Annotated in this window: 23 protein-coding genes; 6 read left to right on the top strand and 17 right to left on the bottom strand. The window is 33.6% G+C overall.

Features of this window, described 5'->3' with window-relative positions; all coding sequences use genetic code 11:
* The 7 genes from galE to IEW40_RS02940 all read right to left on the bottom strand — a co-directional run.
* On the bottom strand, positions 1-707 hold a 707-nt coding region (gene galE, locus IEW40_RS02970; protein WP_229663355.1), incomplete at its 3' end, for a UDP-glucose 4-epimerase GalE.
* 3 nt (positions 708-710) lie between these two features.
* The gene (locus IEW40_RS02965) at positions 711-1754 is read right to left on the bottom strand and encodes a UDP-glucose--hexose-1-phosphate uridylyltransferase (RefSeq protein WP_188616590.1); all 1044 of its coding nucleotides are present in this window, start codon (positions 1752-1754) and stop codon (positions 711-713) included.
* Positions 1755-1759: 5 nt separating this feature from the next.
* On the bottom strand, positions 1760-2923 hold the full coding sequence (locus IEW40_RS02960) for a galactokinase (RefSeq protein WP_188616589.1): 1164 nt from the start codon (positions 2921-2923) through the stop codon (positions 1760-1762).
* A 25-nt stretch (positions 2924-2948) separates the two neighbouring features.
* Positions 2949-5351 carry a beta-galactosidase GalA gene (gene galA / locus IEW40_RS02955; RefSeq protein WP_188616588.1) on the bottom strand — a complete coding sequence of 801 codons (2403 nt, stop codon included), beginning with the start codon at positions 5349-5351 and terminating at the stop codon, positions 2949-2951.
* A gap of 12 nt (positions 5352-5363) precedes the next feature.
* Positions 5364-6377 carry a glycoside hydrolase family 53 protein gene (locus IEW40_RS02950; RefSeq protein ID WP_188616587.1) on the bottom strand — a complete coding sequence of 338 codons (1014 nt, stop codon included), beginning with the start codon at positions 6375-6377 and terminating at the stop codon, positions 5364-5366.
* A 2-nt stretch (positions 6378-6379) separates the two neighbouring features.
* On the bottom strand, positions 6380-7462 hold the full coding sequence (locus tag IEW40_RS02945; protein ID WP_188616586.1) for a glycoside hydrolase family 53 protein: 1083 nt from the start codon (positions 7460-7462) through the stop codon (positions 6380-6382).
* 3 nt (positions 7463-7465) lie between these two features.
* The gene (locus IEW40_RS02940; RefSeq protein ID WP_188616585.1) at positions 7466-8467 is read right to left on the bottom strand and encodes an aldose epimerase family protein; all 1002 of its coding nucleotides are present in this window, start codon (positions 8465-8467) and stop codon (positions 7466-7468) included.
* Between the two features lie 149 nt (positions 8468-8616).
* Here IEW40_RS02940 and IEW40_RS02935 point away from each other — a divergent pair, with 149 nt between their 5' ends.
* The 6 genes from IEW40_RS02935 to IEW40_RS02910 all read left to right on the top strand — a co-directional run bounded on the left by IEW40_RS02935 (position 8617) and on the right by IEW40_RS02910 (position 13322).
* Positions 8617-9615, top strand: coding sequence for a GntR family transcriptional regulator (locus tag IEW40_RS02935; protein WP_188616584.1), 999 nt, complete (start codon positions 8617-8619; stop codon positions 9613-9615).
* A 68-nt stretch (positions 9616-9683) separates the two neighbouring features.
* Entirely contained in the window at positions 9684-10793 is a 1110-nt protein-coding gene (locus IEW40_RS02930) for a pseudouridine synthase (RefSeq protein WP_229663354.1), read from the top strand.
* Between the two features lie 69 nt (positions 10794-10862).
* The gene (gene ytxJ / locus IEW40_RS02925) at positions 10863-11249 is read left to right on the top strand and encodes a bacillithiol system redox-active protein YtxJ (RefSeq protein WP_188616583.1); all 387 of its coding nucleotides are present in this window, start codon (positions 10863-10865) and stop codon (positions 11247-11249) included.
* A 3-nt stretch (positions 11250-11252) separates the two neighbouring features.
* The gene (locus IEW40_RS02920) at positions 11253-11831 is read left to right on the top strand and encodes a Crp/Fnr family transcriptional regulator (protein ID WP_188616582.1); all 579 of its coding nucleotides are present in this window, start codon (positions 11253-11255) and stop codon (positions 11829-11831) included.
* 193 nt (positions 11832-12024) lie between these two features.
* Complete coding sequence (locus IEW40_RS02915; RefSeq protein ID WP_188616581.1) at positions 12025-12957, top strand: MBL fold metallo-hydrolase; 933 nt, start codon at positions 12025-12027, stop codon at positions 12955-12957.
* Positions 12958-13058: 101 nt separating this feature from the next.
* On the top strand, positions 13059-13322 hold the full coding sequence (locus tag IEW40_RS02910; protein ID WP_188616580.1) for a GNAT family N-acetyltransferase: 264 nt from the start codon (positions 13059-13061) through the stop codon (positions 13320-13322).
* Positions 13323-13360: 38 nt separating this feature from the next.
* On the opposite strand, the gene IEW40_RS02905 is transcribed toward IEW40_RS02910, so the two are convergent.
* The 10 genes from IEW40_RS02905 to IEW40_RS02860 all read right to left on the bottom strand — a co-directional run.
* Positions 13361-14017 (bottom strand): CoA transferase subunit B, encoded by a 657-nt coding sequence (locus tag IEW40_RS02905; protein ID WP_188616579.1) that lies wholly within the window; start codon positions 14015-14017, stop codon positions 13361-13363.
* A 28-nt stretch (positions 14018-14045) separates the two neighbouring features.
* Positions 14046-14747: a CoA transferase subunit A gene (locus IEW40_RS02900; RefSeq protein WP_188616578.1), complete on the bottom strand. Its 702-nt coding sequence runs from the start codon at positions 14745-14747 to the stop codon at positions 14046-14048.
* Between the two features lie 59 nt (positions 14748-14806).
* Positions 14807-15508, bottom strand: coding sequence for an SH3 domain-containing protein (locus IEW40_RS02895; protein ID WP_188616577.1), 702 nt, complete (start codon positions 15506-15508; stop codon positions 14807-14809).
* A gap of 438 nt (positions 15509-15946) precedes the next feature.
* The gene (locus IEW40_RS02890; protein ID WP_188616576.1) at positions 15947-16465 is read right to left on the bottom strand and encodes a hypothetical protein; all 519 of its coding nucleotides are present in this window, start codon (positions 16463-16465) and stop codon (positions 15947-15949) included.
* Between the two features lie 801 nt (positions 16466-17266).
* The gene (locus IEW40_RS02885) at positions 17267-17911 is read right to left on the bottom strand and encodes a hypothetical protein (protein WP_188616575.1); all 645 of its coding nucleotides are present in this window, start codon (positions 17909-17911) and stop codon (positions 17267-17269) included.
* Positions 17912-18374: 463 nt separating this feature from the next.
* Positions 18375-19169 (bottom strand): DUF7003 family protein, encoded by a 795-nt coding sequence (locus tag IEW40_RS02880; protein ID WP_188616574.1) that lies wholly within the window; start codon positions 19167-19169, stop codon positions 18375-18377.
* A 244-nt stretch (positions 19170-19413) separates the two neighbouring features.
* Positions 19414-20235: a hypothetical protein gene (locus IEW40_RS02875; protein WP_188616573.1), complete on the bottom strand. Its 822-nt coding sequence runs from the start codon at positions 20233-20235 to the stop codon at positions 19414-19416.
* Between the two features lie 429 nt (positions 20236-20664).
* Positions 20665-22362, bottom strand: a complete 1698-nt coding sequence (locus tag IEW40_RS02870) for a DUF2326 domain-containing protein (RefSeq protein WP_188616572.1) — start codon at positions 22360-22362, stop codon at positions 20665-20667.
* Positions 22353-22586, bottom strand: a complete 234-nt coding sequence (locus tag IEW40_RS14255; protein ID WP_188616571.1) for an ABC-three component system middle component 6 — start codon at positions 22584-22586, stop codon at positions 22353-22355. Before IEW40_RS14255 ends, IEW40_RS02870 begins: the two co-directional genes overlap by 10 nt.
* A partial coding sequence (locus tag IEW40_RS02860) for an ABC-three component system protein (protein ID WP_373283762.1) occupies positions 22583-23504 on the bottom strand: 922 nt, incomplete at its 5' end. The genes IEW40_RS14255 and IEW40_RS02860, both read right to left, overlap by 4 nt.

The following is a 23504-nucleotide window of genomic DNA, read 5'->3' as shown; positions in this document are numbered from 1 at the left end:
ACTACATAAATGTAATCTCTAACCGCGGTTCCGTCTTCGGTAGGATAATCATTTCCCCAAACCGATAGCTTTTCTCTAATTCCTGCCGCCGTTTGCATCACATAAGGAACCAGATTATTCGGAATTCCGATAGGTAGTTCTCCTAATTTTGCAGATGGATGCGCTCCAATTGGATTAAAATACCTCAATAAAGTGATTTTTTTATGATGAGCGGTTGCGAAATCCTTCAAAATTTCTTCGCCCATTTGTTTGGTTTTTCCGTAAGAAGATTCGGGTAATTTAAGCGCTGTTTCTTCATCTATTGGCATGGTATCAGCTTGTCCGTAAACCGTACAACTAGAACTGAAAATGAAATTAGAAATATTTCTTTCTTTCATTTCTTGCAAAAGATTGATGAGTGAAAACAGATTGTTTTCGTAATAATCTACTGGTTTTACTTGAGATTCTCCTACTGCTTTATATGCTGCAAAGTGAATGCAACCTTCGATTTGGTGAGCATCAAAAACTTGTTTCAACAGTTCCTTTCTTTTTAAATCAAAAGGATAAAATACAGGTTTCTTGCCCGTTATTTCTTCAATATTTTTGAGGATAAATTTTTCGGTGTTTGATAAATCATCGATGATAACTACCTCAAAATTGTTATTCAAAAGTTCTACCACAGTATGAGAACCAATATATCCTAATCCGCCTGTTACGAGTATTGTCATTTTTTAATGTTTATAATGTTGGGTAGACAGATTTCTCAATATTTCTGCACTTTGTTCTGCCGTTAAATCTCTTTGTGCTTCAGCCAAAAGTTCATAGCCTACCATAAATTTTTTAACCGTGGCACTTCTTAAAAGTGGTGGATAAAAATGCATGTGAAAATGCCATTCTACATGGGCTAAACCATCCGTTGGAGCTTGATGAATTCCAGCTGAATATGGGAATGATGTTTTGAAAAGATTATCATATTTTACGGTAATAATCTGAATCATCTCTGCGTAAGATTTTATCTCTTCTTGGGTGATTTCTGCAATGCTAGAGAAATGTCTTTTGCTAATAATCATGGTTTCATAAGGCCAAGTTGCCCAAAATGGAACCAACAAGACGAAATGCTCATTTTCTGCAATAATTCTTTCTTTTTTCTGAAGCTCACTTTCTAAATAATCTTTCAAAAGGCTTTTCCCAGTTTTTTGAAAATATTTCAGAAGATTGTCTTGAGTTCTTTTGACCTGAGTGGGTAAAGAAGATTGTGCCCAAATTTGTCCGTGAGGATGCGGATTGCTACAGCCCATCACACTTCCTTTATTCTCAAAAATTTGAACGTGATTAATGTAAGGAATAGCACCCAATTCTAGATATTGCTCCTTCCAAACTTTGATAACGTTTTCTATTTCTGAAACTTCCATTTCAGCAAGAGTTACATTATGCTTTGGCGAAAAACAAATTACACGATTAATGCCTCTCTCAGGATTGATTTTAAATAAATCTTCTTGAGCCAAATCAGATGCGACTTCATCTTTTAAAAGTGCAGGAAAATCATTGTCAAAAACATAACAATTTTCATACTTGGGGTTTGTTCCTCCATTGATGCGGTCGTTTCCTGGGCATAAATAACAGGTTTCATCATATTCAGGTTTTTTTTCGTCTGAAATGGCTTCGTTTTGCCCTTGCCAAGGTCTTTTTGCTCTCTGTGGAGACACCAAAATCCATTCATCTAAAAGCGGATTGTATCTGCGATGTGGATGGTCTGTTAATACAAATTGTTCCATAATAACTAGGCGTAAAAATGGGTTCCTTCTGATACAGAAACTTGATAAGGAGTAAGTGAAATCCCGAATTTTTCTTGATAAGCTTTAGAAAGCTTTTCAATAACGTTTTCTACTTCGGTTTTCTTGAGTAAATTAATGGTACAACCACCAAAACCGCCTCCCATAACTCTAGCGCCTAAAACTCCTTCTTCTAGCAATACGTTATCTACTAAGAAATCTAATTCGTCACAACTTACTTCGTAGTCTCTAGATAAACCGTAATGGGTAGCTGTCATTAATTTTCCTACATTTTCGAAATCATTTTTTTCTAGAGATTTTACCAATTCTTGAATTCTAGAAATTTCACCCACTACAAATTTGCTTCTTCTATAAACTACATCGCCCATTTCTTCTTTCAAATCTTCCACCATTTCCATAGTCGCTTCTCTGAAATTTTTGACTTCTGGATGTTTATTTTGAATTAAAGCAATTCCTGCTTCACATTCTTTTCTACGATTGTTGTATTCTGAAGTTTGTAGATTGTGTTTTACATTGGTATTAAGCAAAAGTAAAGTGTAATCACCAAAATCTGCAGGTGCATATTGATAGTCTAAAGTATCACAATCTAAGAAGATGACGTGGTTTTCTTTCCCGAAAACAGAAGCAAATTGGTCCATAATTCCACAGTTCACTCCCGCGAAAGTATGCTCTGCTTTTTGTCCCATTTTGGCAATTTGTTCTTTATTTAAATCTAAATCAAAGAAATGATTAAGACCAAACAAAAATCCACATTCTAATGCTGCAGAAGATGATAATCCAGCCCCAATTGGTACGGTAGAACTGAAAACAATATCAAAACCGCTGTCTATTTTATCCTGAACTTGACTGAAAACACCTAAAAAATAGTTGACCCAGTTTTTTGTGATAGGTTCTATTTTGTCATGGATGTTGAATTGGTATTCATCATTCAGGTCTAGAGAAATTATATGACAATCTTTGGTGTCATTTTTAGAAATAGCAAAACAAACGTATTTGTCTATCGCAGCTGGAAGCACGAAACCATGGTTATAATCAATATGCTCACCTATGATGTTGATTCTGCCAGGTGATAAAACTATTTTTTGAGGGTTTTCGCCAAATGCAGCGTTAAATTCTTCTTTGCAAAGTGCAACAAGTTCTTGAGTGTTCATTATTTTATTTAGTATTAATCGTTTATTATTTTTGAGTAAAAGAAACCATATCAGAAGCTAATCCGTTTGATTTTACCTCTAATTGTAATTCACCTTTGGTTTTTCCAGAAAGAATGATGACTTGGCATTTACCATTGAAGGCGCTTCTTTGCCATCCTCCATCTAAAAATTGGTCTGGTTCGTGAGAACTTGGGTCGCCATTTCCTACGCCAATGATTTTGGCATCACCTTTTAAGAAAAATTTCACCATATTATCAGCTACGGGAACTTCTCTACCTTTTTCGTCTACAATAAAAATATTGACTACCGTAGCATCTTTACCATCTGCTGTTAAAATATTTTTTTCTGTGGTAGCCACTACTTTATATGGAGTAGAAGTGGTTTCAACTTTGGTGCTTATTTTTTTACCTTTTTTATAACCTATTGCTTCTAAAGTTCCTGGTTCATAGGTAACTTGCCATTTTAGATGACTGTTTCTAGGCATTGTTTTTTTGCCTAAAGATTTTTCGTTTAAGAATAATTCTACATCATCCGCATTAGAATTTACCCAAACTTCTATCGGTTGACCTATCTTTTCGTTCCAGTTCCAGTGCGGTGAAATGTGAATCACGTCTTCATCTGTCCACCAACTTTTATAATAGTAATAGATGTTTTTAGGAAATCCACACACATCCATAATTCCGAAATGGGAGTTTACATTGGGCCATTTATAAGGAGTAGGCTCCCCTCTGTAATCAAAACCAGTCCACACGAAACCACCTTGCCAAAAATCATTTTCTGCGGCCAGTTTCCACCAATCTTCGGCTTTACTTGCCCACCACGGTGCGGTGATATCTTGGTCTGGAACATAACCTCTTACTTCATCTTTTTCATAAATTCCTCTGGTGGTAACGGTGCTTCCCATTTCTGTGCCTATTAAAGGCTGATTAGGATGGTCTTTGTGATAATCTGCCACTGCAAATTGTCTGTAATTAAATCCACGAACCGGTATTACTTCATTGACCCCATTAAATTCATTAGCCATATCTGCAGCATAAGTGCTGGTTCTGGTTGGGTCTAATTCTTTTTGTTTGGCTATCAACGATTGTGCAATTCTCTTTCCAAAGTCATTTTTTTGAATCCAGCCTTCTTCATTGCCGATAGACCACAGAAAAATAGAGGGATGATTTCTGTCTCTTAAGATAAGACGCTCTAGTTGGTCTACATATTCTGGTGAACTATTGAGCAATCGGTGTTCATTCAGAACCAGCATTCCTAAACTGTCACACGCTTTCAATAATTCTGGAGTAGGAGCGTTATGACTTGCTCTATAAGCATTAGAACCAAATTCTTTCAGTTTTTTAATTCTGTAATATTGTAAATAATCTGGTAAAGCACTGCCAATTCCAGCGTGGTCTTGGTGATTGTTGGTTCCTTTGATTTTAATGTGTTTTCCGTTTAGGAAAAATCCTTTTTTAGCATCAAATTTTATAGTTCTAATGCCCAATCTCGCTTGTTCACGATGGATTTCTTTTCCGTTTTCTTTTACCACCGCATAAACTTTGTACAAATAAGGGTCTTCTAAACTCCAAAGTCTTGGGTTAGAAACTGAAATTTTCTGTTTTGTGGTGAGTTTTTCATTAACTTTTAAAGTCAATTTTTGTTCCGCAGTCTTTCCTATAAATTTGCCGTTTCTGTCAGTAATATAAGCGTAAACAGTACAATTAGAAGGATTTAAATTTTTATTTTCTACTGAAGTTTCTACATTTACGTTTGCGTTTTTACCATTCACATCCGCATGTACAAACAATCCACCAAATGGAATTCGAATATTATTATATTGGTTCAGCCAAACGTGTCTGTAAATTCCAGCGCCTTCGTAAAACCAACCTTCATACTGCGTTGCATCTACTCGAACCACTAGAACATTTTCTTTTTCAAAGTCAATATAATCTGTTACATCATAAGATTTACCAATGTATCCACTCTGATTGGTGCCTACATAAAATCCGTTTAACCAAATGGAGGCATTTCTGAAAATTCCATCAAATTGTATCTCAAAACGGTCTTTTTTATCGTCTTTTGAAACAGTAAAATGTTTTCTGTACCAGCCAATACTGGTTTCTGGAAACATTCCGCCAACTGGTTTGAAGCCGTGAGAAATTAAATCTGGGTGTTCTGATTTCACAAAAGGCAATTCTACCGCCCAATCATGCGGAAGGTTCAGTTTTCTCCAATCTTTATCTACAAATTTCGGGTCTATTGCGGTATTTTCTGCACCTCCAGATTTTGAAAAAATATTGACAAGGCTATAATTGAAATCTGCTTTTGCATCTTCTGAATGTCCGAAATGGAATCGCCAATCTTCGTCTAAATTGGTTCTTTTTTGAGCAGAAAAAATACCTACAGCTCCTAAACAAAAAAGAAATATAGAAATATATTTAATCATTTTTTTGAATTTTTAGTTTTCTTTAAAAGCATCTAATGCTGGCGAAGGTTGTCCGTTCTCTAACCAAGCGCTTAAACCATAACCACTCCAAGATTTAGCACCTTGTGGTTCCCAATAAAATACTCCGGTTCCCATCTTTTTAGGTACATTTCTTACCGCTTTTAATGTTGCTTCTAAAAGATTTTTAGTGTTTTCTACTTTATGGTCTTCACCACCTACTTCTACTATCATTACTTCTTTTTTGTAGGTTTTAGCAAGGTAGTTCATGTTTTTTTGCAAATCGTCTATGGTTTCTGTCCAATCTTTTTTTATCCAAAACGGATAGTAAGACAAGCCTATCACATCATATTTTACCTTTTGTTCAGCTACATTTTTATAAAACCAAGTAATTTTTTCAGTGTTATTTCCTTCGTCTATGTGTACTATTACTTTAATTTTTTTGTCTACCGCTTTTACTGCATCATAACCTACATTCAATAATTCTCCTAGATTTTTGAAATTTTTGCTATGACCATCTGGCCAAAGTATACCATTAGGAATTTCATTGCCAATCTGAACCCATTCTGGGGTAATGTTTTCTTTTTTCATTGCAGATATTACATCATAAGTATGGTCATAAACTGCTTTTTTTAAATCAGTAAAACTTAAGTTTTCCCATGCCTTTGGTTTGTATTGCTTGTTAGGGTCTGCCCAAGAATCACTGTAATGGAAATCTATCATTAATCTGAATCCCATTTGGTGCAATTTCTTTGCAAATGCAATGGTTTCATCTTTACTGCAATGTCCACTTCCTCTGTCTTCATTAGGATTTACAAAAACTCTTAACCTAATGGCATCCATGCCTTTGCTTTTCAAAATGTTTAATACGTCATCCTTTTCTCCTTTTTCATCATAGAATTGATAACCGGTAGCTTCCATCTGTGGTAGCCAACTGATGTCAGCTCCTTTTGCAAATTTTGATTTCGTTTGTCCAAAACTTAAAATCGAAATGGTAAGAGCTAATATTGAAATTATTTTGTTCATCATTCTTAATCTTTACTAAATGCCTGAATTCCTTCCAAAGCGTTGTTATTAAAATCCCAAAGGGCTTGGTTTTCCCATGTAGAACCATTGGTAGCTTGACTTCCTTTAAAAGCAATCCATTCTCCTCCCCAATAACAAAAGCCTTGACCGTTGGGAACAGATTTTACCAATGATTTTATCGCTAGAATATAGTTTTTTTGACCAGATGCAGTAGCGTCATAGCCCGATACCAATTGATTGCTTTGTCCAACTACATTATTGGTCCAGTCATTCCAATTCAAAGTAAAAGGATATGAGGTTTCTGCGATCAATACTTTTTTACTGAAAGTTTGGTTTAGACCAGTCAATTTAGTTTTTACATCTGCTAGAGAAGTGCCATGATATACAGGGTAATACGAAATCCCAATATAATCGTAGTTCACGTTTTTAACTTTGTTGAAATACCAATCTGCAGAATTGCTTATGCCAGCATACTGAAGCATAATTTTTGTTGTATTGTTTGCATTCCTTACACTGCTAACAGCAGCATTGGTTAATTCTAAATACTGTGCTTCGTTGGTAGATAATTTACCTTCTGGCCACAGAAATCCATCATTGGTCTCGTTGCCAATTTGTATAATTTCTGGATTAATTTCAGACATGATTTGCGATGTATAAACAGCCACAGCAGATTTCAAATTGGTGAAATTTAAACTCTGCCAAGCCACTGGTTTGGTCTGGTGACCAGGGTCTGCCCAGGTGTCAGAATAGTGTACCGTAAGCCATACCTTCATGCCCAAATTGCGAACTCTTGTTGCCAGTTGTTTTACTTCTGCCATACCAGAATGCCCGTCACTAGGATTATGCCAAAGTCGAATTCTTATGTAATTAACTCCCGCATTTTTTAAGGTTAATAATGGGTCTTGAGCGGTATTGTTGTATTTAAAAGATACGCCAGCTGCTTCTATTTCTGGAACGAAAGATACATCTGCTGCTCTTACAAAAGTATCCTCTGTTGGTGTTGGGTTAGGCGTTGGGTCTGGACTGTCACCTCCCGAACTACACGAAACTAGAAGTAGTGCAGCAAATATGGTTAATAAATTTTTCATATTCTAGGAAATTATAAATTCAAAAGTAGTGTCTTGTTGGTACGTTTCGCCTTTTCTTAAAATGGCATTCGGGAAGTCTGCATGATTAGGAGCATCTGGAAATACTTGAGTTTCAAAACAGATTCCACTTTCTGTATGAAAGGCCACAGATTCTTTATTTACCAATTCTTCAGAAGTTTTTCCGCCTACATAAATTTGTACCGCAGGTTGATCGGTATAGACTTTCATCGTAACCCCGTTTTTCTCACTTTCTAAAATAGCTGCAGGCTCTGTTTGGTTTTTTAAAACAAAACAATGGTCTATGCCTGCTACCACATATTTAGAACTTCTAAAATCAAAAGCGTGATTTTCCATCGGGATGTAATTTCCTGTAGGGATATTTTCTGCATCAAGTTCTAAGAATTTTTCAGCATTGATTTGTAATTTTTGGTCTAAGGTATTGCCTGTCAATCCATCCAAATTAAAATAAGCGTGATTGGTAAGATTCAGTAAAGTATCTTCTGTTGTAGATGCTTTGTATTGAATATGAAGTTGGTTGTCGTCTGTTAAAGTATAAGAAACCTCAATTGCAACATCTCCAGGATAAAATTCATTGGCTTTGCTGAGGTAAGAAAATGTAAGCGTATTGCTTTCTTGATTGTAATTTTCAAAATGCCAAGCCACATTGCTTATTTGGTATTTTCCTCCGTGTAAATGGTGTTTGCCGTGATTTTGGTCTAATTGAATGGTCTTTCCGTTAAGTTCAAACTGAGAATTCTTAATTCTACCTGCAAACCTGCCTACAATTGCATTAAAATAAGGAGATGCACCTATCTCATAGGCTTTGATATATTCATCAATAGTGTCAAATCCTAAAACCACATCTTTTTTACCATTTTTGGTAGGTAAGAACAACGAAAAAAGCGTTGCTCCATAATTTGTGAAGTTGGCTTCTATGTCATTTTTATTGGTTAAGGTGTATAGTGAAATCTCTGTATTGTGCTTGGTTACGCTGATTGTATTCATTTTTAAATGGGTTGAAATTTGTAATTGGTTGAACTTTGTTAATATTAATTTAATGTTTCTCAAATGTAAATATTTTTATAACTTTACCATACTAGTACCTACCAGTTTTTGTAATTTTACCACCAGTTATTTTTTTTAATACAATTGATATGAAATTTATTAAAATCTCTGAAGACAGCAATCTACCGAAGTATCAACAGATTATAAACTCTGTAGAAAAATCTATTGCCAACCAATTGCTCAAAAAAAATGATAAGCTACCTTCCATCAATAAAATTTGTCTAGAGTTTTCGGTCTCCAGAGATACGGTTCTCTATGCCTACGAAGAATTGAAAAAGAAAGGATTGGTGTACGCTATTCTGGGAAAAGGATATTTTGTGAAAAGCATAGATTGGGACTTTCAAGAAAGAATTTTTTTGCTTTTTGATGAGTTGAACGCTTTTAAAGAAAATCTTTACAATTCATTTATGGAGGCCATCAGTAACAAAGCTAAAGTAGATGTTTTTTTTCACTTTTTTAATATTGAAGTTTTCAGAAAATTGATTGAAGATAACAACGGAAATTATACCAAGTACATCATCATGCCAAGTAATATCAATGGTACCACACCTCTGATTAAACTTTTGCCGAAAAAAGAAGTTTTTATTCTTGACCAATCCAATCCAGAACTCAAAGATTATGCTTCCATCTTCCAAAACTTTGCAAAAGATATGTTCAATGGTTTAAAAAAAGCCAAATCTAATCTAGAACTTTACAATAGATTAATTCTAATATTTCCTGGCAAAAAAGAACCCATCGGTATGGTAGAAGGTTTCCTAGATTTTTGTGAGAAGTATAAACTCAATCATAACATCATCAGTGATTTTACCAATGATGAAATTAAAATTGGAGATGTTTTTGTTATCATAGATGATAGACATTTGGTAAATGTAATCTTACAATCTAAAAAACAAAAATTCAAAATAAAAAGAGATTTTGGCATAATTTCTTACAACGAAACACCACTGAAAAGTGTAGTAGAAAACGGCATTACTACCATCTCTACAGATTTTTCTCTGATGGGGAAAACACTTGCCGAAATGATTTTTTCTGCTAATCATAGCAGAATAGAAAACCCCTCAGATTTAATCATGAGAAATTCACTGTAAGTCACTTCATTACAATCCAATTTTAACACTCAAACTAAATTTCGTACCTTTGCAAAAATTTATCATTTATGAGCAGAGAAAGAAATTCAGGAAACAGAGATAACAATGCAGGAAGAAAACCTTCCGGAAATTCTCGTGGCTCTAAACCTGCAGCCAGAGGTAGCAAGTCTTTCGACAAAAAAGATTCTCCTTTTGGAAAGAAAAAAACAGTAAGAGGTGTTAAAACTTCTTTTACAGAGCCAAAAGAAGAAAAACTTTTTGGTAAAAAAGAATTTAAACCTTATGCTACTCCTGAGAAAAAATTCTCAAAACCTAAATCTGGTAAATCTTTTGACGCCAGAGATAAATATGAAAAAGGAGATTTGAAATTTCCTAAAAAACCATACAACAAATTTGATAAAGACGAAGACAAAGCTAAGTCTTTTGTACAAAGAAGACGTCTAGAAAAATTATCAAAATCAGACAACAAAGAGACCATTCGTCTTAATAAATACATTGCCAATTCTGGAATTTGCAGCCGTAGAGAAGCAGATGACTTAATCATCCAAGGTCTTGTAGAGGTTAATGGTAAGGTAGTTACCGAAATGGGATACCAAGTTCAGAAAACCGATAGAGTAGTTTTCGATGGACAAGGCATTACCCCAGAAAAACCTGTTTATGTACTTCTCAACAAACCAAAAGGATATATCTCTACCACCAAAGACGAAAAAGCCAGAAAAACGGTAATGGAATTGGTAGCCAATGCTTCACCGTACAGAGTTTTTCCTGTGGGTAGATTAGACAGAAGTACCACCGGAGTAATTCTTTTGACCAATGATGGACACTTGACCAAAAAATTGACACACCCGTCTTTTAATATGAAAAAAATCTATCATGTAACACTAGACAGAAAACTTGATAGAGCAGACCTAAATACAATTTTAGAAGGAGTTCGTTTAGAAGAAGGAGTAGCAGAAGTAGATAGCATTTCATATATCGATGGTAAACCAAAAAACGAAGTGGGTATAGAAATTCACATCGGGTGGAATAGAGTGGTGCGCAGAATTTTCCAAAAATTAGGCTACGAAGTGGAAGCGCTCGATAGAGTAATGTTTGCTGGTCTTACCAAGAAAAATATTAAAAGAGGTCACTGGAGAATCCTTACTGAATTAGAAGTCAATAACCTCAAAATGTTATAAAATCCAAGAGCGCCAATAAGCGCTCTTTTTTATTTCCGAATTTTAAAGTATTTTTGAGAAAAATATACCATGAGTTTTTTTAATAATTTATTCGGTTCTTCAACTTCAGAATTACCAGAGTTTTGGCACAAAATTGAATCTGAAGAAGACTTGAAATTGGCTTTAGAACATTCTACAGAAAAACCAATCGTTATTTTCAAACATTCTACAAGATGCATGATCAGTAAATCGGTCTTAAGAAATTTTGAAAACGAAATCAAAAATACCAATCAACCAGCAATTGATTTTTATTATTTAGATTTACTCAATCATAGAAATATTTCAAACGAGATTGCAGAGCAACTAAAAGTAACCCATCAAAGTCCTCAAGCCATTCTTATCAAAGACCAAAAAGCGATTTTCAATGCTTCTCATGATAGAATTTCTCTAGACATCATGACCAAACACCTCGATTAATTCATGGAAAATTTTCAAATACAAATTTCAGCCTTGCTAGATGTTCCCATGTCTACCGTAGAATTTTGCAGCGATAAAATTAAAGTCAAAAAAATACCAAAAGGTGGCTTTTTACTCCAAGCTGGTGAAATTTGTAAAGACACTTTTTTTGTAAACAAAGGTTTGCTAAGAATGTACAGCATTGATAAAAATGGCAAAGAACATATCCTGCATTTTGCTCCAGAAAATTGGATTTTGGTAGACAGAACCAGTCTTTACCTTAATCAACCATCAGATTATTACATAGATGCCATCGTAGAAACCGAAGTGCTAATTCTTTCTCCAGAATATTTTGATTTTTTAGGAGAAAAACAACCTTCTATTTATTCTAGACAAAATACATTGCTGCACAACCACATCAGCAGTTTACAAAAAAGAATTACCCAATTATTAGGTGCCACTGCAGAAGAAAGATATGTAGATTTTCTTAAAACCTATCCCAATATTTTTGAAAGAGTACCTCAATGGATGGTGGCTTCCTATCTCGGCATCACCCCAGAAAGCCTTAGCAGGGTAAGAAAAGAATTGGTGAAAAGAAAGTAAAGTAAATTTTTATACAGTTTAAAATAACTTTTCTTTTGTTTATTAAAAAAAACTTAGAAAACGTAGACGTTAAAAATCTTTAAAAATTTAGTCGAGTTTTCAGTCTTGATTTTTTTGTACTTTTTCATCAAGGCAAAAGTACAATTGAACAAAATTATAGCCTTCATTTTTGGCAAATAAAAACTTTAAAAAAATGAAAAAATCAATATATATATTCCTCTTCATATCATTTTTTGCAAAATCACAATCCTTTGATGTGGTTCCTCTAGGCATTTTCGGTGGAGAAAAAGAAGAGAATTTATCCTCTTACTTGGTCTCTGCAACTGGCAAAAATCAATTTCTTTGTCTAGACGCAGGTACCATCAATGCTGGAATTAATAAAGCCATAGAAAATAAAACTTTCAATACAGATGAAAACACTGTTTTGAAAGAATATATCAAAGCTTATTTTGTTTCCCATGGTCATCTAGACCACGTTTCTGGTCTTATCATCAATTCGCCGGCAGATAGCAAAAAAAATATTTATGCCATCCCTTTTGTGAAGAATATCCTCTTGAATCAATATTTTACCAATGAAGTGTGGGCTAATTTCAGCGATGAAGGTGCTGGTGCAATTGGCAAATACCATATCAATGCTGTAGAACCACAGAAAATTTTTGAAATCCCCGAAACTAACTTCAAAGCTCAATTTTTTGAGTTAAGTCATACCAAAACACATGAGAGTTCCGCCATCTTAATCAATCATCAAGGTCAATATTTACTTTATCTTGGTGATACTGGAGCTGATAGGGTAGAGCAAAGCAATAAATTAGAAAACCTTTGGAAAAATATTGCACCTCTGGTTAGAAATAAATCTTTAAAAGCTATCTTAATAGAAGTCTCATTTCCAAATGCGCAGAAAGAAAATCTATTGTTCGGACATTTAACCCCCAATTTGTTAAACGAAGAATTAAATAAATTGGCTTTCTTGGTAGGAAAAGAACATTTAAAAGGGTTCAACGTGGTTATCACTCATCGTAAACCTACAGGTAAAAATCCAGAAATAATAGCCGATGAATTGAAGGCCAATAACCCTTTTCAGGTGAATTGGGTATTTCCAGAGCAAGGAGTAAAATTGAGTTTTTAACCTCGAAAGATGATTTTTTTTAGTTATTGAAAATAATTCTTGTTTCTTGTTTTTTTTTGCTATAAATTTGATTAGTAGCAAACTATAAAAAACACAACACGATGGAACTTAAAGAAATTATCAAGGGATTTGAGTTATTCGACTCTGGAGACAAGGTAGGTCACATAGAATTTTCTGAAATGGGTGGCATTCTTAAAATTACACATACAGAAGTTCGTGAAAAATATTCAGGAAAAGGCTTTGGAAGAAAATTAGTGATTGCAGCTGTAGAGCATGCCAAAAAACATAATTTTAAAATAAGACCGCTCTGTGCAGCAGCAGCACAAATTCTAAAAAAAGAGGAATTTGCAGAGGTCTTAGCCTAAAAAAAAAGGAACTTCATTTCGAAGTTCCTTTTTTATAATTATAAATTCATTTCTGGTACATTTTCATTGATGATGAGTTTTCCGGCGGTAGCGGTTCTAATATCTTCTACAGAAACACCCGGTGCTCTTTCTAGACAGTGAAAAGCTCCGTCTTTTACTTCGTATACCCCCAACTCGGTGACTATTTTTTTGATGCATCTTACACCGGTTAAAGGCAAGGTACATTCGGGTAATAATTTGCTTTCTCCGTGTTTATTCACTTGTTGCATGGCTACTATAATATTTTTGGCAGAAGCTACCAAATCCATCGCTCCGCCCATACCTTTCACCATTTTTCCAGGAATTTTCCAGTTGGCAATATCTCCATTTTCTGAAACTTCCATAGCCCCAAGAATCGTTAAATCTACTTTTTGAGCTCTAATCATCCCAAAACTAGTAGCTCCATCAAAAATAGAAGCTCCTTTTAATAGGGTCACGGTTTGCTTCCCTGCATTGATGAGGTCTGCATCTTCTTCGCCCTCATAAGGAAAAGGTCCCATCCCTAGAATGCCGTTTTCTGATTGTAACACCACATTGAAACCTTCAGGAATATAGTTTGCCACCAATGTTGGGATGCCTATTCCGAGATTTACATATGTATTGTCTTTTATTTCTTTTGCGATGCGCATCGCAATTTGTTCTTTTGTTAAGGCCATAATCAATAATTTTCAAATTAGCTCATTTTCAAATTTTAGAACGGACTGTTCTCTGTTCGATGCGTTTTTCGTAATGCTCTCCTTGGAAAATTCTATGTACATATATCCCAGGCGTGTGAATCTGGTCAGGCTCTAGCTCCCCAGCTTCTACCAATTCCTCTACTTCAGCAATGGTGATTTTACCTGCCATGGCCATCATTGGGTTGAAATTTCGGGCAGTAGATTTATAGATAAGATTTCCTGCAGTATCACCTTTCCACGCTTTTACAATAGCATAATCTGCATCAAAAGCATATTCCAAAAGATAATCTTTTCCATTAAAATTCCTGATTTCTTTGCCTTCTGCAACTTCAGTTCCTACGCCAGCTGGGGTAAAGATGGCGGGCATGCCATATCCTGCAGCCATACATCTGGTGGCTAGTGTCCCTTGAGGTATCAGTTCTACTTCTAGTTCACCAGAAAGCAATTGACGCTCAAATTCTGCATTTTCTCCTACATAAGAAGAAATCATTTTTTTGATTTGTTTTTGGTGGAGTAACAATCCCAATCCGAAGTGATCTACACCAGCATTGTTAGATATGCAAGTGAGATTTTTTACATTCATTTTTACCAATTCAGCAATACAATTCTCGGGAATTCCACATAAACCGAAACCCCCAAACATAATGGTTGCGCCATCTTTGATATCTGCACAAGCCTCTGATACGTTTTTTACTGTTTTGTTAATCATTAGATTTCATTTTGCCTAAAATACAAATTTTTTGGATTTTCAAAATGCTTTACTGAAAATTAACAACCACTAAATATCAATCTTTTTTTGAATTTTCCTTTTTCTATTACCCAAAGTACTTCATAACTGCCAGCACCGTCACTATTTAAACTATCTATATATAAAATGTCATTTTCTTGGTCATAATGTGCTGTTGTAATAAAAGAATTAGGTTCAAAAAGATTTTTTAAGGCTTCTTTCGGTAGTGATATGGTTTTGCCACTCATAGTAACCTCTATCGCAGAATATTCAGTTTTAGGGAGATAACCGTCAGTTCCGTAATAGTCCTGGTAATCTATTTTAGTAATAATGTCTTTATATTCTTGATGAAAAGTAAAGGTGTGATTTCTTTTTTGAAATTTTTTTTCTGTGATTCTTATTTCAATATTTTTATTTTTTAATACAATTTCATTGCCTTTTTTAACCATCGGAATTCTTTCGTATTGGTCAATACTAATCAATCGGTCTCTGTAGACATAACCAGTTTTAAAGTCATTTTTTGTGAAATCAAAATCTATACCCAACCAATGACCTTTGTTTTCAAAAGATTCTTCATAGGAATGTACGATTTCACCATTATTTAACTTTGCAATAATTTTAGAATGGAGACTATTTTCTTCTCTTACGTTCACAAACCCATCTTCATCTTTCACAATATAAAACTGAGAAAAAGAAAATTGAAAAGTAAGTAGTAATAAAATAAGATGATAAGTTTTTTTCATCTTCTAAAACTACAATTATTTTTATTTAAAAAAGAACTATTTTTTTGAAATTTTGTGTTGCCTATGTTTTCTTAATTTTATGGTTTAATTGTTTTTGTACATGTTTAAAATTAAATTTATTTTTTAATTCTTCATACCTCTGAACTTATAAAGCAAAACAAAAATCTTTTTTTTTACTTTTTTAGAAGCATAATTTATTTATAAAAAAAATAAATTTTTTACAAACGAAAATATTTATGCTTAGTGAAGAATTAATGCCTTTGTTATCTTAAAATATGCATCTGAAAAAATTAATCTTTGCTTCTAAAAACTCCCAATATCACCCATTTATTATCATAAAAATATTCCCTTTAAATGAGAATTGTCAGCAAGGCAAGTATCTGGTTCAAAAACATTTTACACTTTTTATGGCAAAAAGATCGAAGGGCTACTTAGAGATTACTTTTTAGGTGTTTTTGTGTAGGAGTATTCGTGCCTTTTTATCCAATTTTTCTCACCAGAAAATTGTACATCTTTTCTTTTTTTATAACTTGTTTTACCAAGGGTATAAGTGTGTTTCATAGTTGCTGGTTGATTATCGTTTCCATCCTTTCCCATTTCTTCAGTAATAATTTCAATGTCACCATTCGGAAGCTTTTTTCGGGATTTAATCATCTCTTGGTTGATGTATTTACCATCTGTAGAAATAATTACCGTGTCTTTAGAATTGGCACTTGTTTCATTAGGATAGATGTTAGAAAAGATGAACTTGTGCGTATTATCAATCCTTTTAATTACTAGATTTGCTGGCATGGTGTAAGGCTTTCCTGATGAATAATCAAGATAAGTCAAAGAACCTGTCCAATTTCCTGATATTTTTTGAAAATCTTTTAAAAGAGTTTTGTAATCAGTTTGAGCATTAGAAATTGTGAAAATAAGCATTCCAATACTTGCCAAATAAATTTTCAATTTTGTCATTTTTGTTTTTTATTTTGTTCGTTAAACGTATCCTTAACTTCAAACTGTTAAAAACCACATTCTGTTCCAACAAAAATAATAAAAAATTAAAGTTCAAATAGAACCAAATTCATAAAGTTTGAAATTCCGAACCCTAATGCCTGCAAGCATTTAATAGAAAACGAAAATCCATTTTCTTCCTCCCTTTAGGGCAGGGGCAAAGAAGAAAATGGTTTTTTTACCAATCAACCTTTCTAGTTTACAATCAGAGTAAAAAAAATTGAGAAGTATCTTTTAACGATTCCCCTCTAACAGAGGGGTGGCATCCCGAGAATCGGGATGACGGGGTGTTTTTTTTCTAATTGAAAATTGATTATATCCAGATCTCTCGGATTTCCAATCCGTGAGTCTTCACACAACAATACCACACCCAATAATTTGCATAAATCTGGGTGAATCAAAAACCATTTTCTTCCTCCCTTTAGGGCAGGGGAAAAGAAGAAAATGGTTTTGGGGATTACCCTTTTTGCGTTCTATCCACAAAAACACTAACGCAGAAAGGGTTGGTTCAGAAATTATCAAAGTATCTTATAAACTCAACTAATTTTTCCAAAAAAAAGAGAACCACCAGTTCTCTTTGAAATATCATTTAAAAATTTTACGATATCCCCATAACTCCTGAAAAAGAGCTCCCAAAGCGAGCCTGCCCTGAGCTTGTCGAAGGGTTCAAAAGGAGTTTCATTGTTTGTGCTCCGCACGCAACGACACGAGGCGATAGCCGAACTGAGCAAAGCTAAACTCTAGTTATTAGTGGCAGTTTTTTTAGAAATTAGTATTACTTATTCCCAGTTTGATTACTTCGTCTTGTTTATTTGTTTTACAAAAGAATACACCATCCAATTTTGGAAATAGGTATAAATTGTAATCACTGTCTTTTTTTTCTGCCCGCTCAAGTTTTGTTAATATTTTACTTTCTTTATCTCCAACTTTGAAATCACCAATTTTCCAGTCCTCATTTGAGACAGTAATCTCAGATATAAAATCACCCTCTAAAACAATTTCGAGTCCATTGTATTTTAGAATTGTCCATGGTTCAGCACCATATAAATCACTTAAATTTTCTTTTTCGATTGTAATTGGCTTTCCAAATTCTGAAGTAATTTTTTGTGTAGTAATTTGATTCGAAAAGTCTATTGATTTATTTGATTTTACAGCAATCAATTTCGCCTCAATTTCAGTTTTTTTTATCAAGTTCTCCGAAACCGAAATGATATCTTCGGTTTTTTCTTTCCTGCAAGAAGAGAAAATAAGAAATAAAACAAATAATAATAAGGTTCTCATCTTTTTTAGATTTATGTTGTTCAAAATTGCCACTAACGTCAGACTGTGAAAAAAATTCCCAATCTGCATTAACAAAAATAGGGAAAAAAGCTCATAAAACTGATTGAAATTCGTAAATTTAATCATGCAATTTATCCAATGAATTCCACGTAACTTAATAGGTAGACCTTACATACAAATTAAAAAAAACTAGCCTAAGTTAATCCATTTTCTTCCTCCCTTTAGGGCAGGGGAAAAGAAGAAAATGGTCTTGCTGATTACCCTTTTTGCGTTCTAACCACAAAAATAATAACGCAGAAAGGGTTAGTTCAGAAATCAACAAAGTATCTTATAAACTCGACTAATTTCACCCAAAAAAAAGAGAACCGCCAGTTCTCTTTGAAATATCATTTATAAATTTTATGACAACTCCATAACTCCTGAAAAGAGCTCCCAAAGTGAGCCTGCCCAGAGCTTGTCGAAGGGTTCAACAAGAGTTTGACTTCGTCGATTTTCAATTCATCTCGTGTCCTTCGGACAAGACGACACGAGGCGATAGCCGAACTGAGCGAAGCTAAACTCTAGTTATTAGCTGTGGTTGTTTTTGTCATCATAAGTTTCCTGATTCCCAATTTTTCCAACTATTATTCGCTTTTTGTGTTTGTTTCCAATTTGTCGTATCTCTCGTGGTCAGCACTTTTGCAATTAACTTGAATGTCTCTTGTTGACTTGGTGGATTTGTTTTCTCATATGCACTAACAAAATGAAACTCGTCAATTGTCATAAGTTTAGGAATGTCTTTTGGAATGTGTTTGCGTATTTCATCTTCTGTAGCACTTATTAGTGTAGGATTTGTTTCGTGTAAATATCTTATCAAGTCTCCAAAGCCAATAAGTTTCTTAGGATTGTCATAATCTCGGATTTCAATTCCTACTTTTTCATAGTTCTTATAGTCATTGTCAAAAGGAACAAATTTGTTTCGGATTTTAATCTCTTTAATATTTTGTCCGATTAGCTCAAATGTTTCCATTTCTGCTCCATCTTTATTTTCAATTCTTTCAAATTCACTTGGGTCAATTAGAATTACTCTGCTTGAATTAGTGATGTAGTTTCTTTCAGGATATTTATCAACTGGATAATCAATACAGTTTCCAACATAGTTCAATTCTATTTCAGCAGAAGTTCCCCGATTTTGATAACCGCTTTTTTCAAAAACTATTACCCACCTTGTTGAGTCCGCATACAAGTGAATTCTGTTTCCTGCTGTCTTACAGTAGCCGTGTTCAAGGTCAAGAAAGAAGTTGTATTTTATATCTTCAGGTCGTCCGATTGGATAATACTTGCTAGGAGTTCCGTTAAAGGCCAAGTCCAACTGTTCTAAAATTTCGGTTTCGTTAAATGTCATTTCCTTTTTGGTGTTAAAGTCGTTCTTTAAAGTCCCTGAACAAGAGAGCAGAAAGAGTAATATTATTATTGGTAGTCGTCTCATACAATCACAGCTAACGTTTTGCAGCTATACGCAGGCAGGGATTTTTACCACTGAACTTCCTACGAAGAGCTGAACTTCAAATTTAGCACTTTCCTGTCCTACGAAGCACGTACCCCCTGCTTGCGTGTAGGTGCTGTTATGCCTTCGCCCTTCTTTTCTGTCAGTATGTATTTGTCCCTGCAATGATAGCTTCATTAATATTTGAATATAATTGTTCTGAAAGTCTGTCGTATGTTTCATTGTCTTCTTTACTGTCAAAACCTAAGTCGTTCCAAGAACCCATACCACCAAAGACCCAAGCAGAACCAGCAGAAAAAATAATTTGTTTTGCAGTCAAAGAGTATTTATCTACAGGAATTAGGTCTGTATGATAATAACTGCTTTCAGGAGTTAAACTGTCTAAAATCAATTTTGCTTTGTCAAACTGTTCGCCCCAACTTTTTAAATCTTGTCTAAATGCAAAATCTGCAATTTCAGTTAGTGTCTGCCGAAGTTTTTCTTTTATTTTCTGATTGTCAATTTGCAGGTTGCTTATATGTTGCTTCTTTACAGTCACTCCATAATTGACAGTCCAAATTTTTCGGTCCGAAGCATTTTGATTTGTCACTTCCCATCTATTTGCCCAATAATTTGAATGATTGTCATAAACAGCTTCAATTAACCAACTTCCTCCGCCACCAACAAGTCCAGCTAATTTGTGGTCTTTCGCAAAACTTTGGTCTTTCGAGTATTCAAAGTAAAGTCGTAAATGTTTGCAACCGTCACTTTTTAAATATTGGAACCATTCTATCGGGTTGTTTGCAATTACAGTTTCTTTGGGTTTTAAAAAGAAGAATAGTTTTTTAAATTCTCTGAAGTCAACTTTATTACAAAATTGAAATGTCGTGTTTGCAGAATTGAAGTCAGTCGGGATTGTTCCATTTTTTAGGAAGTCATTTCCGAAAGCTGTCAATGCGATTATTTGTGCTAAAGTTCCTGTCATCTTAATTTATTCGTTTTCGTCTTTTAGGGTGAGGCATAACTTCAGACTGTGAAAAAACTCCCAATCTGCATTAACAAAAATAGGGAAAAAAGCTCATGAAACGGATTGAAATTCGTAAATTTATTCATGCAAGGAAAGAAGAATTTCGTCCCACAATTATTTGTTTCGGTTAACTTGTTCGATATGGTTCCCGAAGATAATTTTATAGAAAACTACTCAGCGAACTCCATTTACATTTCAATTCTAAAAACGCTCATGCAAGTCTTCATTACCATAAATTTAAGCCCCCAAAATTTTAGAATTTACACATAAACTAAAAAACAAACCTCGCTTAAAAGGGCATAAACGAGGTTGAAATATTATGTTTTAGAAAACTATTTTTTAAAAATGGGAGTTGTGCAACAGTTACGCCTGTTGGCTGTTCGTTTTTTATTTTTTGAACAATTTGTTCTTTTCTGAAAGTCTAAGAACAATATATTTTTCAACGTCCACATCTGGAGGTATTTTGTCTCTAACTATTGGTAATATAAATTGACAATTAATAGAATTTGCTAAATCAACCAAAATTGTACTTAATTGATTGTCGTGCATATTTTCAAGTTGGTCGTGCATAATAAAATGAATTACTTTTAATTCAATTTCTTCTGCAAACAAGACATAGGCGAAATCAAATGCAGCAATTTGTCCTTTCTTTTTACCTGTACTTGGATTACCCTCTATATTTGTCACGATTAAATCATACCCTCTATCACTTTTTTGAGTACTCAATAAATATTCTTCACCATATAATTGGCTTGATACCTTCGTGAAATACTTATTAAATAGTGTAATTCTTTTCTGAATAATATTGTCTTTGGAGTTAATTTCCGAATTTATTGTTTCTAACTCCTCACTTATTCTTTTAAGTTTTTCATTTGATGAAATCCAGAATTTTTTACGTTCCTCTAAATTTCCTTTTCGTTCAAAAAACGAGTTTAACTCAATTAAAATAGTATCATAATCTTTATTGTAATCTGATGAGCTTACCAGTTCTGTCAACTCCTTTTCGCGTATTCTCAATAAAGTAATGTCTCTTGAAATAGATTTTAAACTACTAATTATTTCAGGTAGTTCTTGTTCTATGTATTTTATTTTTTCACTTATAAGGTCGTTATGAAATTTAACGGTCTCTTGAAATGAAACTTGCAATTTTGGGATAAGTTTTGATGCTTTATTGTATAATAGTTCTATTTGACTAACATCAATTTGCGTTTTTTCATTTTCCAAATCAGATTTACTTTCGAGAATTAATTCTCTTCTCATATTTAATCTACTTAGTTCAACAGAATTTCTTGAAAGACCTAACTTAACTTCATTCAACTCGTTCAATTGAGCTTCAAATTTTTCATTGAAATTGAAACTTGACTTTAATCTCTGCAACTCCTCTATTTTTGAATTAACGATTTCAAGTTGCTGTTCAATTAAAGATAATTCACCTTCTTTTTTAAGTCTCTTCTGAAAGCTTTCTTCTCTTGTTTTTTCTTTAACTAGTAATTCTTTTTGATTATGGGTATCTGTGTTTATTCCAAGCCAAAACAGGAATAATGCCTCGTATTCTTCGATTTTGGTATAGTGGTTTAATACCTTTACAATATTTACTAACTTATTTTTTTCGTCACGGATATTCTTTGAAACAATTTGTTTAAAGGTTGGCTTTTCAACTTCTGTATGAAAGACTAATTCCTTAAGTTTTGAATCAAAATCTTTATCATTGAGTATGCTTTCTCCATTTATTGCCTGAACCTTTTTTCCATACTTCAAAAAATTCTTTTTAATAGTAATTGATTCTGATGGGAAATCTAAATCATCAACTATTATCAATGTAACTAACACTTCCGTATCAATCAAAAAGTCTTTGATTACAGTGTTTTCTTGCTCTTTAAATTCTGAGTCTTGATAAATATTCTTACCGCTAGAACCTAAACAAAAGTCAACGAGTCTTAGTACTGTCGTTTTACCAACATTATTACCAGTCGTTTTTTTATTAGTTTCTAATGTTTCGTCTACAATCAAATTAAGTCCTTTATGGAACTTAACTTCACGAATTAAACCAGCCTTATTCTCTATTTTAAGCTCTTTTAGAAACATTTTATTACTTTTCCGTTTTCTCCTTTGGTAATGACACCTAATATAAATAACCAATCCAATGTTAATGAGTATAAATTGATTGAGATTTTTTTCTTCTTATTTAATAATTCATACAAATCTAAATAATCAAATTCATTAACATTCTTGTTAGAAAGTACTTCAATTAAAATTCCTCCTAAATAATATAAGTCCCGTTCAGGATTAATGTTTTTATCAATTATCATATTGTAACGACTTTCGGTGGTTCCTCAAGAATATTGCAACGCATAAACGCATCAACAATGACAATCATTAAACTAAAATTAATAGTTTCTTGGTCAAATTCTTCCAATTTATTTGGTGCGCTGTCAATATTATTCCAAATTATTTCAATTACTTTATCAAGTATAATATCTGCATTCTTTCTTATTTCATCTATGTTCTTATATTCAGATTTTACTTTTAGATAAATTTGTTTGACATTATGTAAAACCAGCTGCTTTTTAGTTGAACCTTCCTTTTCAATTACTTCATAAATCTTATTTAGCTTGGTCTGATAAGGTGCGAATTCTCTAATTATGGGCTCATATCTTAAGATATTATTATGCTGAATTTTTGCTTCTGTGTTCGGTGCAGTTTCCGCATCAGATAAATCTAACATATCATCTATATTAGTACCAATCGTATTAATAACATTATTTAAAGCTAATGGATGTTTCGATAAGAGATTTTTATTTGAAATTAATTCTAGTATCTTTTTTTCGTGGTTGCTTTTCCATTCTTTTAAGAGAGAAATTGGATAAGTAGTTTCATTCGCTTTGTTATCAATGATTACGTGGTGTTCATCGCAAAGTAAAATAAGGTTATCAAATCCTCTTCTTTCGTCATCGGTCATAGAGGCATCATACCTAGGTCCGTCTGCACTTGCAGCAGCTATATGACATATTTTACTGATTATTGAAATTCCGTCTTCGGCAATTAGTCTTTTGTTGCAAGTTGGATGCGCACACTCATTACCAGAAAGAGTGTCTAAGCGTCTTACTGTAGAAGGTTTATATTGTCTTGCTTTGTCACTGAGTTCCTTTTTTGCCATATTTAAGTCTAATAATGTCGCAAAGTTAGCTTTTTTTGTGTATCTGCAGTCTTGTCTTAAAATGACCGCC

It is taken from the genome of Cloacibacterium rupense, from assembly GCF_014645495.1.
GTDB lineage: Bacteria > Bacteroidota > Bacteroidia > Flavobacteriales > Weeksellaceae > Cloacibacterium > Cloacibacterium rupense.
Note: the sequence above shows the minus strand (reverse complement) of the source record. Positions and strands in the feature narration are given on the sequence as shown.

What these genes read in the sequence shown, in the direction of transcription:
- IEW40_RS02965 (WP_188616590.1), bottom strand. Translation starts at nt 1,754, where the DNA reads ATGGAACAATTTGTATTAACAGACCATCCACATCGCAGATACAATCCG.
- IEW40_RS02960 (WP_188616589.1), bottom strand. Translation starts at nt 2,923, where the DNA reads ATGAACACTCAAGAACTTGTTGCACTTTGCAAAGAAGAATTTAACGCT.
- galA (WP_188616588.1), bottom strand. Translation starts at nt 5,351, where the DNA reads ATGATTAAATATATTTCTATATTTCTTTTTTGTTTAGGAGCTGTAGGT.
- IEW40_RS02950 (WP_188616587.1), bottom strand. Translation starts at nt 6,377, where the DNA reads ATGATGAACAAAATAATTTCAATATTAGCTCTTACCATTTCGATTTTA.
- IEW40_RS02945 (WP_188616586.1), bottom strand. Translation starts at nt 7,462, where the DNA reads ATGAAAAATTTATTAACCATATTTGCTGCACTACTTCTAGTTTCGTGT.
- IEW40_RS02940 (WP_188616585.1), bottom strand. Translation starts at nt 8,467, where the DNA reads ATGAATACAATCAGCGTAACCAAGCACAATACAGAGATTTCACTATAC.
- IEW40_RS02935 (WP_188616584.1), top strand. Translation starts at nt 8,617, where the DNA reads ATGAAATTTATTAAAATCTCTGAAGACAGCAATCTACCGAAGTATCAA.
- IEW40_RS02930 (WP_229663354.1), top strand. Translation starts at nt 9,684, where the DNA reads ATGAGCAGAGAAAGAAATTCAGGAAACAGAGATAACAATGCAGGAAGA.
- ytxJ (WP_188616583.1), top strand. Translation starts at nt 10,863, where the DNA reads ATGAGTTTTTTTAATAATTTATTCGGTTCTTCAACTTCAGAATTACCA.
- IEW40_RS02920 (WP_188616582.1), top strand. Translation starts at nt 11,253, where the DNA reads ATGGAAAATTTTCAAATACAAATTTCAGCCTTGCTAGATGTTCCCATG.
- IEW40_RS02915 (WP_188616581.1), top strand. Translation starts at nt 12,025, where the DNA reads ATGAAAAAATCAATATATATATTCCTCTTCATATCATTTTTTGCAAAA.
- IEW40_RS02910 (WP_188616580.1), top strand. Translation starts at nt 13,059, where the DNA reads ATGGAACTTAAAGAAATTATCAAGGGATTTGAGTTATTCGACTCTGGA.
- IEW40_RS02905 (WP_188616579.1), bottom strand. Translation starts at nt 14,017, where the DNA reads ATGGCCTTAACAAAAGAACAAATTGCGATGCGCATCGCAAAAGAAATA.
- IEW40_RS02900 (WP_188616578.1), bottom strand. Translation starts at nt 14,747, where the DNA reads ATGATTAACAAAACAGTAAAAAACGTATCAGAGGCTTGTGCAGATATC.
- IEW40_RS02895 (WP_188616577.1), bottom strand. Translation starts at nt 15,508, where the DNA reads ATGAAAAAAACTTATCATCTTATTTTATTACTACTTACTTTTCAATTT.
- IEW40_RS02890 (WP_188616576.1), bottom strand. Translation starts at nt 16,465, where the DNA reads ATGACAAAATTGAAAATTTATTTGGCAAGTATTGGAATGCTTATTTTC.
- IEW40_RS02885 (WP_188616575.1), bottom strand. Translation starts at nt 17,911, where the DNA reads ATGATTAAATTTACGAATTTCAATCAGTTTTATGAGCTTTTTTCCCTA.
- IEW40_RS02880 (WP_188616574.1), bottom strand. Translation starts at nt 19,169, where the DNA reads ATGACATTTAACGAAACCGAAATTTTAGAACAGTTGGACTTGGCCTTT.
- IEW40_RS02875 (WP_188616573.1), bottom strand. Translation starts at nt 20,235, where the DNA reads ATGACAGGAACTTTAGCACAAATAATCGCATTGACAGCTTTCGGAAAT.
- IEW40_RS02870 (WP_188616572.1), bottom strand. Translation starts at nt 22,362, where the DNA reads ATGTTTCTAAAAGAGCTTAAAATAGAGAATAAGGCTGGTTTAATTCGT.
- IEW40_RS14255 (WP_188616571.1), bottom strand. Translation starts at nt 22,586, where the DNA reads ATGATAATTGATAAAAACATTAATCCTGAACGGGACTTATATTATTTA.